The following is a 14,678-nucleotide window of genomic DNA, read 5'->3' on the forward strand; positions in this document are numbered from 1 at the left end:
CTATGCAAGGTCTCAGATAGCGGCCCTGAACGAAGCAGATCTTGAGGATTTGATTATCGGCTATGGACCTGTTGATGCCATTGGTATTAATGTTCCACAATCTCTTGAAAAGATAAAAGAGGGGATAGAAGAGATCCGGATAATCGCACCTGACAAACCGATCCTTTATGGTGGCTCAATTAATGAAGATAATGCTGGCGATTACCTGGCGATAGTGGGTTTGTCCGGGTTAATGGTAGGGACGGCAAGCCTGGACCCGGTGGCGTTCGCACGTATTTGCGAGAAGGCCTCCTGTGATGACTATGTCATTTGATCAACTTGGCCTTCGGGCCGAACTGCTTACTGCCGTTAAAGCCTTAGAATTTAATGGGGGTCGCCCATTAAAGGGCGGGTCAAGAGAAAAAACACCTCTCCAAGCAAAAAAATGAGTTTTTTCTGCCCGCTAATGTTCGAGAACCTCCGCTCTATTTTCGTCGCGCACCCGTTACTTCTATTTTTGGTTAACGGAACGATTGTCCGCAATCAGTCACCCATCAGGTTTAAGGCTGGTGTGAAGGGCATGGGTGTTAGGCCTACGCAGTTAACAGCTCTGCCCTTTAAAATATTTTACAACCACGCCTTTCAAAAAGAAAATGAAGGAAAATATAATGGATGGTAGAAATCGGTCAGATGTTGAACCAGGTTTAGAAGTGAACATTATTCTTAAGAAAGACCAAAGATCTGGTATTTTTGCTATGGAAAACCGGCCAACTGTCAAACCCGGAAATCGGTAATCTGATTGGGCTTTCCTATTCTATGGTTAGTCGCAGTGTAAAAGCAACGAATGACAAGATATTGTCTGCTCAGGGCTATAGGCGACAGTATCAAGCCGTCAGTTCAGAATTCAAGGTTTGACACTATGTAACCACATAGGGGGCTTTCACCCCATAAGTTCACGCCCATGCCGGGCGTACACAATTAAATTCAGCGGAAGCAAAAAGCCGCTCCGCTGATTAAAAGCGTTCATGACCGGACACACGGAGGCAAGCGGACGAATTGTTCGATAATATGGGACGGCTGAATCTTTGCTTTTTATGTAGTCAAAGGTGAATTATCCACCCCACTTCAACTGATAAACCGATGAGTTAAACATTTCATTAAAACGATGGGAATACAAGATGTTTAGTATAGCAAATAGCCGTTTGGGTGTGTTTTTCGCCGTCGGAGTTTCCATAATTATATTTCTGGCGATTCTGTTTTTTTCTTTTTTCTCTATAAAACTTCTTAATGATTTTGGAAAATCAACAATTACGCTGAATGAAGAAACCATAAGAGCGCAGGCAGAAAATTTCTTAATACACCTGGTTTCTGCTCATGCTGAAAAATACTCATCTGTATTTCAACAAGCTGAAACGTTAACATCGATCATTTCAGAAGAGGCAGCATTTTTTTTAGATAACATAGATACTTATGGGAATTTCAATATAAATACGAATGAAACATTTAAACTATATCCAAATGGTATGTATTCCAACAGTGCCACAGAAAAAATGAATGTAATTATTTTTAGCTTACAAGGTAACAAGGTATCTGTTAAAAAAAGAGTCAACGCACTTTCCCATCTGGATACTTTATTGATTCAGACCGTAAAAAACAATCCGATATATAAAAGGGTTTATGTCCAAACAGATGACGGAGTGTCGCATACTTATATTTCAAGAACTTATCCGAATATCCACCATGTTACGTTATTGCCATCACCTTATACTCACGATTATAAGAATGATCATTATTTTAGTGTTGCCACTCCCGAACATAATCCGGATCGTAAAATTGTGACAACAAAAATTTATAAGGATATTATTAGCGAAGATCTTATGACCAGCGTGATCTCACCAATTTATAGCAAAGATGGAATTTATAAGGGCTTTGTCGGAATTGATATCACTCTAAATACATTTTTGAATCAAATTTTGGGTTCTTATAGTAATGAAAGATATAAAGATGAGTTCCATTTCCTTGTGGACGAAAAGACTAGGTTTATAAGTATTCCATACGCTCACCTTAAACTGTTCGGGTTGGAAACATTTGATCCTAAATCATTCAAAATAGGACAATCATTATCATTAAGTTTAACAAAATCAAATCACCCCAAAGTGAGATCGCTTGCTAATCAAATCGTTGAACATAAAGCCGGTTTAAGCATTTTAAATTCTGCGAATGAGAACTATATGATCGCTTATAGCCGGATACCGTTTCCTGAGTGGAGCGTAGGTATAGCTATTCCAGAGCATGTTCTGCTTGATTCAGTGCAAACAACCAGGAATACTCTAAATAAATCAGCCAGTACAATGTCTCATCAATTTCTATTTATCAGCTTATCTCTCTTAATTGTCGTAATAATTGGTACGCTGATTTTTTTTGATAGATTATTATTTCAACCTATTCAAACTCTTATTCGTTTTACAAAAAATTTTTCTCAGGGCAATACAGACGAACGTATTACGACTATGCATAAAGGAGAGATAGGCAGCCTATCGACGGCTTTTAATGAAATGGCCGAAAATCTCCAGGAGATTACCGTTTCGCGGGATGATCTTGAAGCTGAAATTGAGCAAAGGAAACTAACAGAAAATGAAAAAGAAAAAGTGATTGAGGAGCTTACTACAGCATTAGATGAAATTAAGGTTTTAAAAGGTATTGTTCCTATCTGTTCAGGTTGTAAAAAAATCAGAGATGATAAAGGCTATTGGAATCTACTGGAATCATATATTGAAAAAAATTCAGAGGCTTCTTTTAGTCACGGCATGTGCCCAGAATGCATGGAAAGATATTACGGTAAACAAGATTGGTATAAAAAAACTATCGGGTTCAAACCTTGAATCCTGAACTAACTTGACAAATAGAATACCCCGGGGCACTTTATCATGAAAAAACTATCGGGGTCACCTTGAGTGCGGCCGGGCAAGGTTTGACAATAGGTGTTTAAATCTCAATAAAAACAGGAGCTACAATGGGCGCGGTCATCTGACTATCAGCGGGGACCTGCTCCTCGGAACGGGTAGTGTCTTGAAGGTCGATAATGGCGCCAGACTCACGCTGGGTGGCGACATGGCCATGCAGCTGTTCGCTGAGGATGATTTCGTGTGGGCCGATAATTCATGGCTGACCATGACCGGCGGAACCGGATCGACATATTCCTATGGAGATCTCAACACTGGTATCAACTGGTATGATTGGGTCTTTCTCGAAATTGGCGGTAATGACTATGGGGTATCATCGGGCTTCAGTGATAATTTCGATATGTTCGGTCTGGAAATGGAAGACAACACCCATCTATATCTTGCCGATTGATTTGACAATCAGGGTGGCCTCTCAATTGAAGCGATGTATCTGGACTTTCTGACGCTGGGCAACAATTACATCCTCAATCTCAACGGCCTCAACCTTTACGTTGACGGTGTACAAATGGTCATCGGCGCCTATGGTAGCGGTTGGATCATCGATGATACCGTTCACTCAGGCGGTCAGACAACCGTTCCCGCATCGACCACCATGCTCCTTTTTGGCACCGGTTTGATCGGTCTTACCTGTAACAGAAGGAGAAGAGTTCCGGGGGACAGCTTACTTAATTCCAACAAACGAAATGCTCGCACCAATGATGCTCTTGCAAAGGATCGCAAAAAACCGCGACCGCTTAAGTGCAAATTTCAAGAGGTTGATTTTAAAAATTAAAGGAGGTTTATCTATGGATTACTTTCAAATGACAGCACCCTGTGGATTAGACTGCTTCAACTGTCACTTTTATTTAGCTAATGAAAACCAAGAAGCAAAAATTACAGAGGAACAACTATCCAAAAAATACAACATGCCTGTTGAAATAATGCTATGCAATGGATGCCGCAATCACAATGGCAGGATACCATTACAAAAAATGGCTTTCGGTGAAGAACACCGCTGTGCAGCATATGAATGCTCCAAAAGCAAAAACTTGAATTTTTGCGGGGATTGTGATCAGTTCCCTTGTGATCATTTACATCCCTATGCTGACAAATCAACCGAACTTCCCCATAACATGAAAGTTTTCAATCTGTGTTTAATTAATAAAATGGGGCTGGAAAATTGGGCTTCTTCAAAAGCATCTGAGGTGCGTGAAACCTACTTCACAAAGCCATGGACACTCTCTGAAAAATAATATCCTCGTTACCCATTAAGGAGGATATTGGGGTTAATTAAATAAGAAGGCCATTATAAGCATGGTCGCCATATTGATGATTGTACAAATATTTTATGAGTAAAAGGAAATAAACCATAACAACGCACTGGTAAGGACCGAAAGTGCCGAGGCGCTTGGCTCTTACCAAGTTTTCATATAAACGCGGCACTTGCGAAGGCACGTTTCCCTTACAGCCTCAAAGTGCTAACGTTCGGCGGGATGGGCTCGCTGGACGCAAGCAAAAAGGAGAAATAAAAATGAAGAATAAACTTTTAGTAGGATTGGCAAAGGGTGGGTGGGTTTTTACTTTGTTAATGATTTTAGCAATATACTTACCTGGCATCGGCTATGCTGCGACTTACGATCTCAAGAATGATTGGAGTAATTTACTTAATCCCAATGGTGTTTGGACTTACAGACAGGGGGATGTTGTTTTGCCCTTACAAGATGATTATTATGCTGATGGTTCCAATCAGAAGGCATGGGCATTAGCGCAATACCCTGGTATGAACCATGTTCCTGTTTGGCTCAAGTTTCAGAACGATTCTTACGATTTTCTTGCTGGAGATATTGCAGTACATCCAACAAGTCATACAGGTTCAACATCACAAGACCCAGCCAATGTCATTTGGACAAGCCCAATAGATGGGACTATCGCAATATCCGGTAATATATGGTGGGGTGGATGGGAAGTAGACAGATCTACACACTGGGAACTTTACCTTAATGACGATCTGTTAAATTCCGGAACAGTAGGCGGGTATGATATTTATGACCGAAGTAACCCTATGCTAATAAACGACAGTGGAATTCTTAATGTTAATTCCGGTGACATTGTCACATTAGAGTTAACTGAAATAAATCCCAACACGTGGTCTTGGTTTACAGGAGTAAATCTTACTATAGATGCTCAACCGGTACCAGTGCCAGCAACCATTTTCCTTTTTGGCACCGGCATAGCAGGTTTGGCCGGCATCAGAGCCAGAAGAAAGAAAAAGTAGTCACCGGAAGACGGAACATCGCGTCCCTGCCCTTTCATTTTCAATCGGCAAAATCGCCTTATGAACCGGGGGCGGAGGTCTGAATCCATTTTTTCAGATAAGCAGGATTACGGTCTTTTTATAGACCTTTTAATTGAAGCAACAGAACTATGGAAGGTCAATATCGCAGCCTATTGTTTGATGTCCAATCACTACCATATTCTTCTTCAGACTCCAGTTTGAAATGATTACGCCTAAAAAGCAGGGCCGCTTGCCTGATATAATTATCAGCATTGTTTGCGAGTATTACAAAGTTGTCTTTGACGATTTATTGATTTCCCGGCGAGGATTATTTATTAAGCCTCGAAATATTGCAACCTACTTATTGCGTCAAATACGTGGAGATGATCTAAACAGTATAAAAGAAGTATTTCATATAAACACATACAGCACAGTAAGCAGCATTATCCAAAAAATTGGATGTATGACAAAAACAGACAGGAAATTAAGAAAAGAGATTCAAACATTAAAAGAAAAAGTAATCAAAGGTCAAATATAGACTTGACTTCATTTGCCCCAACCTGATCAACGCCGGGGTGGGCTCAGGACGCATCATCAAAGGAGGTGAAATGAAAGAAATTTGTCAAGATAATTTATATGATAATTTATATGATAATTTATATGAAAGGAGCAATTTATTCTGAATTATATTCTGTAAGACTTTGTGAATGGTGATTCTGTATTAATCGATTTTCCTGTGTAATAACAGGGTATAATAAAATTATAGGAGGCAATAATGAAGAAGAAACTGGTAGGGTTAATGGTAGGATTAGTAATCATTGGTATTGCAGCATTACATGACGAAGCAAATGCTTCCTTATATCGGTTGGAAGCTTCTATCCTAGTAGACAGAGTCCACTCCTACACCTGGACAGTTGGGAGTGGTGGGTCTAATCCAATACCACTTCCGTCGGGAATGAATGTGAACGCCGGTGATCTTGCGACCATCGTATTCGAGTACGAAGTGACCAACACAACTCCTAATCAAATCATTGACTCAAACGGCGATACGAAAAATTACTTGTATGGAATAAACCAAGACTTTTATCCGGGTTTTTTTTCCGCCAGTGTTAGCATCAACGGTCAACAATGGCGACTAAGTTCCGAACTCAATACGCTGACGGAGGGCGGGCTGTATATGTCCGAAGGCCCTCTGTCTCCTGGTAGTGACGACAGATGGCAGCAAGTGCAATGGAGAATCAACTCCTACGACGACTTCGCCGATACTGAGTTTCCCTTCTCGTACGGGGACGAAGACATAACGATGAATCTTCGGGATATTACACCGCCAAACGAACTCTATGGACTTCCGCTTTCCGTTCCCACTTCAGAGGACGATCTTCATCTGCCGGCTCTGGATTCGGACACCTACATCAGTTTTAGTTCGTGGGGGGATATTGACGCTGATACGGGCATCGGATGGCAGGTAAATTTCGTTGATCAGTTCGAGAGCTTTACATTGCGCCCCGTCCCGATTCCCGGCGCTGTCTGGCTCCTCGGCTCTGGACTAACTGGTCTATTTGCATTGAGAAGAAAAAAGCAGAGTTAATACATCTCAGTTTTGACCATGAAGGGGAGTTTTGACGCCCTTTAGTTTTATAGTTAATATCTGAAATGGAATTAAAAACTTAGGCTTACAAACTATTGATCTTCTGCCTGATAACATCGGACGTTGCAGCCCGATGAAGAACTATCGGGGTCACCCATTAAAGGGTTCGTCAAGAGAAAAAACACCCCCCTATTAAAAAAGATAGTCTCTTTTTTAAATGACTGTCAGTCTGCACTCACTCGGACACCGTTTTGTCTCCCGCCCCGCATACGACATTTCTTTGTTATGGTTAGAGTCGGTTTGATCCGATCCGCTCCAGTGTTGAGCAAAGCAAGCCCTTCCTTGATTACCCCACTATTTACTTACCTTGATTTACCAGCTCTAAACAATTTGATATTGACATATAATCGCCTTTTCGTTAACCTCCCCGTTAATAATGGTTAACGAAAAGGCATAAATAATGAAAAGCCAGATATTAAAAATTTTGCGATCGGACAATAAAATCGTGTCCGGTGAAGAATTGAGTACAGATCATGGAATATCAAGGGTTTCTGTATGGAAACATATTCGCTCTCTTCAGGAATCAGGCTATAACATTGTTGCAGGCCCAAAAGGTTACATGATTGAAAGTTCACCCGATGCTCTTTTCCCCTGGGAGTTTCCGGAAAGAGAATCAAGCATCCACTATATTCCCGAAACATCTTCAACAATGGATATAGCAAGAAATCTTGCCAGGAAAAGTTGTCCGCATTTTACGGTTGTAATTGCAGGAAAGCAGAAAAAAGGCCGGGGTCGCTTAAATCGCATCTGGTATTCCAATGAGGGCGGTCTGTATTTTACCTTGGTTCTCAGGCCCGAAATACCTGCAATGCTTGCTTCACGCATAACCTTTCTTGCATCTGTGGTGCTGGTTCAGATATTACGCAAATTATATGACATAGACGCCAAGGTCAAATGGCCAAATGATATTCTTGTTGGAGGCAAAAAGCTTTGCGGGATGCTTTCAGAAATGGAAGCAGAAGCCGAAATGGTTTCTTTTATAAACATTGGTATTGGTGTTAATGTAAACAATGATCCTTCACTTGAAGAACCGGGGGCCACTTCGCTCAAAATTTTGAAAGGAAAAGAATTTTTACGAAAAGAACTTCTTTCATTATTTCTGGATGAATTTGAAACCAGGCTGAACACGGAATCTCTTGATAATATTATCCCTCAGTGGAAACTTTATACAATGACTTTAAACCAGCCGGTTAAAATTGTAACAACCAGTGATACCCACGAAGGTATTGCTGTAGATATTGACGAAAACGGATCTTTAATTTTAAAACTTAAAGACGGTACTTTGCAAAAAATACTATGTGGTGATTGCTTTCAATAACAAGGTTAATATAAATATGTTGGATAAAAAAGAACTACTCGATAATGATAAAAACCACCTTTGGCATCCTTTCACCCAGATGAAAGAATGGGATCAAAGCGAACCTCTTGTAATAGACAAAGGTCAGGGAAATTATTTAATAGATATTGATGGAAATCGTTATTTAGACGGTGTATCTTCCCTTTGGGCAAATATTCACGGGCATGGTCGGGAAGAAATTAATCAGGCTATAACTGATCAGCTTAAAAAGATATCTCACTCAACGCTTCTTGGCCTTACACATCCCAATGCAGTTATTCTGGCAAAGCAACTTTCAGAGATAGCACCCAAAAATCTTAATTGGGTATTTTATTCGGAAAGCGGCTCAACCGCTGTTGAAATTGCTATAAAAATGGCTTTTCAATACTGGCAAAATTCCGGAAAGAAAGAGAAAACCGGATTTATATGTCTTGAAGAAGGATATCATGGCGATACGATAGGTGCCGTCAGTGTTGGAGGAATTGAACTTTTTCATGAAATTTACTCCCCGCTTCTTTTTAAATCCCATAAAGCGCCATCGCCTTATCTATACTGCAAGAGAAATAAAATCCCGTTTGATGAGGGTGCCGGGTTGTGTGCTGATGAAGTAAAAAAACTTCTTGAAAAACATCATGAAAAAATTGCAGCATTCATCATAGAGCCGCTTATGCAGGGCGCAGGCGGCATGCTGCCTTTTCCAGCCGGGTATCTTAAGAAAGTATGGGAATACTGCCGTCAATACGATGTGCTTCTAATTGCAGATGAAGTTGCTGTCGGTTTTGGACATACAGGCACAATGTTTGCCTGTGAGAAGGAAAATGTTGAGCCTGACATTCTTTGCCTTGGAAAAGGACTGACCGGAGGATATCTTCCTCTGGCGGCAACATTAGCCAATGATAAAGTATTTAATGCTTTCTGGAGTGATTATGCTGAGTTGAAAAACTTTTTTCACGGGCATACTTTTACAGGCAATCCTCTGGCCTGTGCCGCTGCCATAGCAAGTCTTGAAATCTTTAAAAAGGATCAAACACTTGAAAAACTGCCGGCTAAAATAAAAACATTAAAAGACGGATTAGAATCGCTTTTAAAACTTGATTTTGTTGGAGATGTTAGACAGTGCGGTCTTATGGCGGGAGTTGAGATTTTTAAAGATAAAAGTAAACAAAGCCCTTTCCCCTTAGACAGAAGAATCGGGCATAATATATGTTTAGATATCAGAAACCATGGAGTCATCTTAAGAAATCTTGGCGATGTAATAGTATTTATGCCTCCATTGTCTATAACTTCCGATGAGATTATGCATATGATCGAATCTGTAAAAAAATCCATTCTCAAAATCTGCAAATGAATTCATTGAAGAAAAATATTTATCCCGATTTATGGTCAGGTTTTATGTCGGAATCATTAGATGATCTTAAAGCAAAAGGTCTTTACAGAAAACTTCGTTTCATTGATTCCCCTGTTTCAAAACAACTTACAATTAACAACAAAAGTATTATACTGTTTTCTTCAAATGACTACCTGGGGCTTGCAAATGATTTGCGCATGAAAGAAGCGGCAGCCAAAGCTTTAATGACCTGGGGTACCGGCTCCGGAGCATCGCGGCTTATTTCAGGAAACTCTTTACTATATAAAAACCTTGAAGAAGAAATTGCCGGCTTTAAAAAATACGAATCAGCCCTTGTTTTCGCAAGCGGATACAGCACCAATGCCGGAGTGATTTCAAGTCTTGCACAAGAAGGCGATTTAATATTAAGCGATGCATTAAACCATGCAAGTATTATCGATGCATGTAAACTTACAAAAGCCAAGATAGAAACATATCCTCACTGCGATTTTGAATATGTTAAACATTATCTGAATAACTCTGTTAAGGGTAAAAAAGCAATCGTTGTAACAGATGGAGTATTCAGCATGACGGGAGAACTTGCCCCGATCCCCCAGCTTTATCAAATATGCAAAGATTACGAAGCACTTCTTATAATAGATGATGCGCATGGAACAGGTGTAATGGGAACTCACGGCGGAGGTACTCTTGATTATTATAATATAAATGAGCCGGGAATAATTCAGGTCGGCACTTTCAGCAAGGCTTTGGGAGGTCTTGGAGGTTTTGTGGCAGGCTCGGATTTGCTTGTAGATTTTATTACTAATCACGCCAGATCAATTATTTACTCAACCGCCCTGCCCCCTTCGGTTCTTGCTTCAAATTGCGAAGCAATCAGAATCGTTCAAAAAGACTCAACTTTAAGGATAAAACTTTTCGATCTTATAAATTATTTAAGAGATGGCCTTATGCGTCTGGGATTTCCGGTTTATTCAATCCCTGCACCGATTTTACCGATAGTAATTGGAGATGTTTCAGAAACACTTTTAATAGCACAATATCTCTGGGATAAAGGATTTTATGTTCCGCCAATAAGGCCGCCTACAGTTATGCCGGGAGAAAGCTGTCTTAGAATAAGTCTTAGCGCTTTACATACTAAAGAAGATATTGAAGGTCTGTTATGGGCTATTGAGACATATTATAAAGCAGGAAGTTGATCGTATGAAACAACATATAAAAGGAATTTTTATTACAGCTACAGATACTGAAGTTGGAAAAACTTTTACTTCGGCTCTTTTGTTAAAAGCTTTGCTTAAACAAAAAACTAATGCCTGTTATTTTAAGCCTGTTGCAAGCGGATGTGAAACTGAAAATAGCATTTTGGTTGCAGAAGATCTCTTGTTTATAGAAAAATTCACTGGAGTTAAAATGGAGCAAGATCTTCATTGCCCACTTCGTTATCAGAAACCTCTTGCACCTATGGCTGCCGCACAACTTGAGAAAAAACCTGTAAATCTTGTGAAAATCAAAAAAGCTTTTGCCCTTTTGGAAAAACAGCATACCGCAATGGTAGTAGAAGGTATTGGCGGTGTGATGGTTCCTTTAAAAAAGAATTATCTGGTTCTTGACCTGATTGCTGAATTTAAGCTTTCTGCTCTTATTGTTAGCAGACCATCACTTGGAACCATCAATCATACATTGCTTACAATCAGTGCTTTGAAAAACAGAGGCATTCCTATAACAGGATTTCTGACTAACGGCCACAAAGAAAAAGATGATGAGGCAGCTGCCACCAGCCCCGAGATTATAGCCGGATTGAGCAAGGTAGCTTATCTTGGGCATATTCCCATGTATGATTTTAATAAAGATACTCCGGATGCTTTTATAGAGAAAAAGGCCCCGTTTATTAAAAAGATTGCAAATATTTATGGAGATAAATTATGAATTCACTATACCCTGACTTTAACGAATTTTCCGAAATATCGCTTTCAGGCAAAATACTTAACCGCGAACAATGCCGCAAGGTATTAACCTGCCCTGATATTAAAATGCTGGCTCTTCTTGATTCGGCTTATACAGTCCGTTATCATTATTTTAAAAACATTGTTCACATTCAGTTGCTAACAAATGCAAAAAGCGGATTGTGCAAAGAAGATTGCCATTACTGCTCACAATCAAAAATATCAGAAGCCGATATTAAAAAATACCCTTTGATGCCTAAAGACAAACTGGTTGGTGAAGCTTTAAAAGCAGCAAAATTAAATGCAAAGCGTTACTGTATGGCACTTAGCGGAACCGGGCCATCCGATAATGAAATTGATGCACTTTGCGATATTATTCGTACTATAAAAACCAAATCGGATATCTCCCTTTGCTGCTCTACCGGTTTTTTAAGCATGGAAAAAGCTGAAAAGCTAAAAGATGCCGGACTTGACCGTGTTAATCATAATCTTAACACCAGCAAACGTTTCCATCCTCTGATGTGTACAACTCATTCATACGAGGATAGACTTAATACAATAAACACATGCCGCAAAGCCGGACTGGAAGTGTGTTCCGGCGGGATTGTCGGACAGGGAGAAACAGATGAAGATATCATTGATCTGCTTTTAACTTTACGCGAAATAAACGCCGAATCCATTCCCATTAATTTTCTTGTTCCCATAAAAGGAACACCTTTTGAAGACCAAACACAAAACCTTACACCACAGCGCTGTCTTAAAATTTTATGTCTTGCCAGGTTTCTTAATCCTGATAAAGAAATACGTGCTGCAGGCGGACGTGAATATCATCTTCGCAGTTTAATGCCACTTGCTTTATATGCAGCTAATTCTATTTTTGTTGCAGGATATCTTACAACCTCAGGGCAAACAGCCAAAGAAGCAAAGCATATGATAGACGATCTGGGTTTTGACAGTGAAATAGAAGAAGGGTAAAATAACATTGACAACTTCTAATGAAAGTACCGATAAAACACCCCTGATTAAACAAAAAAACAACTGCACCAAAACTGATAATAAAACTCGCTTGCTGAGGTTGTCACTTGCTGCATTGGGAGTGGTTTTTGGTGATATTGCAACGAGTCCTATATATGCTCTTCGTGAGTGTTTTCATGGCGAATATGGAATTGGCGTCAATCAAACCAATGTGATGGGAATACTATCTTTAATGTTCTGGGCCCTTGTATTGATTGTCGGTTTGAAGTATTTGCTATTCGTTTTTCGTGCTGACAACCGTGGGGAAGGCGGTGTTATTGCTTTAACCGCACTGATTCGCGGGAATAATCCTCGTTCTGAAAGCAGGAGAAGACTTGGAATTGTTACTCTGGGTTTATTTGCTGCTTGTCTTTTATACGGTGATGGCATGATTACACCCGCTATTTCCGTTTTAAGCGCTGTGGAAGGAATAAGAATAATTACCCCGGTATTTGATTCTTATGTAATTCCTCTTACTATTGTAATCCTTTCGGCTCTTTTTTTAATCCAGCGCCGCGGCACGGCACGGGTTGGTGGCCTTTTCGGGCCTGTAATACTGATCTGGTTATGCTTTCTGGCCATTACAGGTGTGCTGCAAATTATACACAATCCTCAGATTTTATCTGCAATTTTTCCCTGGCATGCCTTCCGGTTTTTCATTATAAACAAGATGCATGGATTTGTGGTTTTAGGAGCGGTTTTTTTGGTGGTAACAGGAACCGAAGCCTTGTATGCAGATATGGGACATTTCGGCACCAAACCTATACGACTGACCTGGTTTAGCCTGGTTTTTCCTGCCCTGGTATTGAATTATTTCGGACAAGGTGCTCTGCTTATTGCTAACCCTGAAGTTGCAAATCACCCGTTTTATGCCATGGTTCCATCATGGGCTATGATTCCTACAGTTTTGCTGTCAACCCTTGCCACAATAATTGCTTCCCAGGCTGTTATCAGCGGCGCCTTTTCTCTCACCCGTCAGGCAATTCAGTTAGGATACCTGCCGCGTTTAAATATTCAGCATACCTCCCCTACTCAAATTGGCCAGATATATGTTGCTTCGGTCAATTGGATGCTTATGGTATGTACAATAGCTCTGGTTATCGGGTTTCAATCCTCCAGCAAACTTGCAGCCGCATATGGGGTGGCGGTTACATCCACTATGCTGATTACAACAATACTGTTTTTTATTGTAAGCATCAAACAATGGAATTGGCCTGTTTGGTCGTCTGCATTACTGGCCGGTCTGTTTTTTATGGTGGATATACCGTTTTTTGCCGCAAACATAAGTAAAATACTTCATGGCGCATGGTTTCCACTTGTAATTGGTTTATTATTTTTCACCATGATGCTCACATGGGCAAAAGGACGAAAGCTCCTTGCAGAACAATTGCGTAAAATCATGCCGCCGGTTCATCAATATATTGTAGATCTATCAAGCCACCCACCAAAGAGAATAGAAGGAGACGCGGTCTTTTTAACCGGAAACCGACATATCGTACCCTTGGCTTTGATAAAAAACGTAAAACACAATAAGATTGTGCATACCAGGACAGTTTTGCTGCATTTTCGGGCGGAAGATATTCCTAAAGTACCTAATCTTGAAAAGGTCAAGACCGAAAAACTGGGAGGAGGATTTTATCGCATCGAAGCCAGATACGGATTCATGGAAGATCCTCAGTTAAATACGGTGCTGTCATTGGCATGTGGGCAAGGCCTGGATCTTACTCCTGAAAAAACAAGTTTTTATATCGGTCGTGAAAATCTGATCATCAGTGAAAAACCAGGTATGACAAAATGGCGGGCAGGTTTGTTTGTTTTTATGTCGCGCAATGCTGCCAATGTCAGCACTTTTTTCAGTCTTCCTGTTGATCAGGTAATTGAAATTGGGATACGTCTGGAAATATAGAATATCAATTCATTCCCTCATCCCGTCCTATTCCTGTTGGGGTAGAAAAGGGACGCTGTTAGGATTTAAGGTTTAACTTTTAAATCTGAAAGATAGATTGGCAAGAGGTGCTATATGAACTTAAAAACCTTACAGCGTCCCATTTATACCCAGACTCCCGTTACCGGGTTTACCTGCGGATTTCACTACTGACCTGCCGGCTAAGCTTTAGTCAGGTGGGACTATCTTAACATCAATGCCAGAGCAAGCCCTGCAAGGATGAAGGAAGTAAATCTCTTCCCGAGCACCCA

Annotated in this window: 16 protein-coding genes; all 16 read left to right on the forward strand. The window is 40.4% G+C overall.

Features of this window, described 5'->3' with window-relative positions:
• Window positions 1-313 (forward strand): triose-phosphate isomerase (locus tag KKC46_22780; GenBank protein MBU1056629.1); only part of this gene is annotated, 313 nt, incomplete at its 5' end.
• Window positions 314-647: 334 nt separating this feature from the next.
• On the forward strand, window positions 648-773 hold the full coding sequence (locus KKC46_22785; protein MBU1056630.1) for a YwbE family protein: 126 nt from the start codon (window positions 648-650) through the stop codon (window positions 771-773).
• Between the two features lie 384 nt (window positions 774-1,157).
• Window positions 1,158-2,861 carry a HAMP domain-containing protein gene (locus KKC46_22790; protein ID MBU1056631.1) on the forward strand — a complete coding sequence of 568 codons (1,704 nt, stop codon included), beginning with the start codon at window positions 1,158-1,160 and terminating at the stop codon, window positions 2,859-2,861.
• A 235-nt stretch (window positions 2,862-3,096) separates the two neighbouring features.
• Window positions 3,097-3,333, forward strand: coding sequence for a hypothetical protein (locus KKC46_22795; protein ID MBU1056632.1), 237 nt, complete (start codon window positions 3,097-3,099; stop codon window positions 3,331-3,333).
• A 114-nt stretch (window positions 3,334-3,447) separates the two neighbouring features.
• The gene (locus KKC46_22800) at window positions 3,448-3,714 is read left to right on the forward strand and encodes a PEP-CTERM sorting domain-containing protein (protein ID MBU1056633.1); all 267 of its coding nucleotides are present in this window, start codon (window positions 3,448-3,450) and stop codon (window positions 3,712-3,714) included.
• A gap of 13 nt (window positions 3,715-3,727) precedes the next feature.
• Window positions 3,728-4,174 (forward strand): DUF3795 domain-containing protein, encoded by a 447-nt coding sequence (locus KKC46_22805; GenBank protein ID MBU1056634.1) that lies wholly within the window; start codon window positions 3,728-3,730, stop codon window positions 4,172-4,174.
• A 278-nt stretch (window positions 4,175-4,452) separates the two neighbouring features.
• Window positions 4,453-5,196, forward strand: a complete 744-nt coding sequence (locus KKC46_22810) for a VPLPA-CTERM sorting domain-containing protein (protein MBU1056635.1) — start codon at window positions 4,453-4,455, stop codon at window positions 5,194-5,196.
• 60 nt (window positions 5,197-5,256) lie between these two features.
• The gene (locus tag KKC46_22815) at window positions 5,257-5,418 is read left to right on the forward strand and encodes a transposase (GenBank protein ID MBU1056636.1); all 162 of its coding nucleotides are present in this window, start codon (window positions 5,257-5,259) and stop codon (window positions 5,416-5,418) included.
• A gap of 28 nt (window positions 5,419-5,446) precedes the next feature.
• Window positions 5,447-5,734: a hypothetical protein gene (locus KKC46_22820; protein MBU1056637.1), complete on the forward strand. Its 288-nt coding sequence runs from the start codon at window positions 5,447-5,449 to the stop codon at window positions 5,732-5,734.
• Window positions 5,735-5,971: 237 nt separating this feature from the next.
• On the forward strand, window positions 5,972-6,784 hold the full coding sequence (locus tag KKC46_22825) for a VPLPA-CTERM sorting domain-containing protein (GenBank protein MBU1056638.1): 813 nt from the start codon (window positions 5,972-5,974) through the stop codon (window positions 6,782-6,784).
• A gap of 460 nt (window positions 6,785-7,244) precedes the next feature.
• Complete coding sequence (locus KKC46_22830) at window positions 7,245-8,162, forward strand: biotin--[acetyl-CoA-carboxylase] ligase (GenBank protein ID MBU1056639.1); 918 nt, start codon at window positions 7,245-7,247, stop codon at window positions 8,160-8,162.
• A 16-nt stretch (window positions 8,163-8,178) separates the two neighbouring features.
• Window positions 8,179-9,528, forward strand: a complete 1,350-nt coding sequence (gene bioA, locus KKC46_22835) for an adenosylmethionine--8-amino-7-oxononanoate transaminase (protein MBU1056640.1) — start codon at window positions 8,179-8,181, stop codon at window positions 9,526-9,528.
• 44 nt (window positions 9,529-9,572) lie between these two features.
• Entirely contained in the window at window positions 9,573-10,724 is a 1,152-nt protein-coding gene (gene bioF / locus KKC46_22840) for an 8-amino-7-oxononanoate synthase (protein MBU1056641.1), read from the forward strand.
• 4 nt (window positions 10,725-10,728) lie between these two features.
• Entirely contained in the window at window positions 10,729-11,451 is a 723-nt protein-coding gene (bioD, locus tag KKC46_22845) for a dethiobiotin synthase (GenBank protein ID MBU1056642.1), read from the forward strand.
• A complete protein-coding gene (gene bioB, locus KKC46_22850) occupies window positions 11,448-12,443 on the forward strand; it encodes a biotin synthase BioB (protein MBU1056643.1) in 996 nt (331 codons plus the stop codon). The genes bioD and bioB overlap by 4 nt, the downstream gene beginning before the upstream one ends.
• 100 nt (window positions 12,444-12,543) lie before the next feature.
• Window positions 12,544-14,388, forward strand: a complete 1,845-nt coding sequence (locus KKC46_22855; protein MBU1056644.1) for a potassium transporter Kup — start codon at window positions 12,544-12,546, stop codon at window positions 14,386-14,388.
• Window positions 14,389-14,678 lie beyond the last annotated feature (290 nt).

The organism is Pseudomonadota bacterium (assembly GCA_018817425.1).
Classification (GTDB): Bacteria; Desulfobacterota; Desulfobacteria; order Desulfobacterales; family RPRI01; genus RPRI01.

What these genes read in the sequence shown, in the direction of transcription:
- KKC46_22790 (MBU1056631.1), top strand. Translation starts at nt 1,158, where the DNA reads ATGTTTAGTATAGCAAATAGCCGTTTGGGTGTGTTTTTCGCCGTCGGA.
- KKC46_22815 (MBU1056636.1), top strand. Translation starts at nt 5,257, where the DNA reads ATGAACCGGGGGCGGAGGTCTGAATCCATTTTTTCAGATAAGCAGGAT.
- KKC46_22785 (MBU1056630.1), top strand. Translation starts at nt 648, where the DNA reads ATGGATGGTAGAAATCGGTCAGATGTTGAACCAGGTTTAGAAGTGAAC.
- KKC46_22805 (MBU1056634.1), top strand. Translation starts at nt 3,728, where the DNA reads ATGGATTACTTTCAAATGACAGCACCCTGTGGATTAGACTGCTTCAAC.
- KKC46_22830 (MBU1056639.1), top strand. Translation starts at nt 7,245, where the DNA reads ATGAAAAGCCAGATATTAAAAATTTTGCGATCGGACAATAAAATCGTG.
- KKC46_22795 (MBU1056632.1), top strand. Translation starts at nt 3,097, where the DNA reads ATGCAGCTGTTCGCTGAGGATGATTTCGTGTGGGCCGATAATTCATGG.
- bioB (MBU1056643.1), top strand. Translation starts at nt 11,448, where the DNA reads ATGAATTCACTATACCCTGACTTTAACGAATTTTCCGAAATATCGCTT.
- KKC46_22810 (MBU1056635.1), top strand. Translation starts at nt 4,453, where the DNA reads ATGAAGAATAAACTTTTAGTAGGATTGGCAAAGGGTGGGTGGGTTTTT.
- KKC46_22800 (MBU1056633.1), top strand. Translation starts at nt 3,448, where the DNA reads ATGGTCATCGGCGCCTATGGTAGCGGTTGGATCATCGATGATACCGTT.
- bioD (MBU1056642.1), top strand. Translation starts at nt 10,729, where the DNA reads ATGAAACAACATATAAAAGGAATTTTTATTACAGCTACAGATACTGAA.
- KKC46_22825 (MBU1056638.1), top strand. Translation starts at nt 5,972, where the DNA reads ATGAAGAAGAAACTGGTAGGGTTAATGGTAGGATTAGTAATCATTGGT.
- bioF (MBU1056641.1), top strand. Translation starts at nt 9,573, where the DNA reads ATGTCGGAATCATTAGATGATCTTAAAGCAAAAGGTCTTTACAGAAAA.
- bioA (MBU1056640.1), top strand. Translation starts at nt 8,179, where the DNA reads ATGTTGGATAAAAAAGAACTACTCGATAATGATAAAAACCACCTTTGG.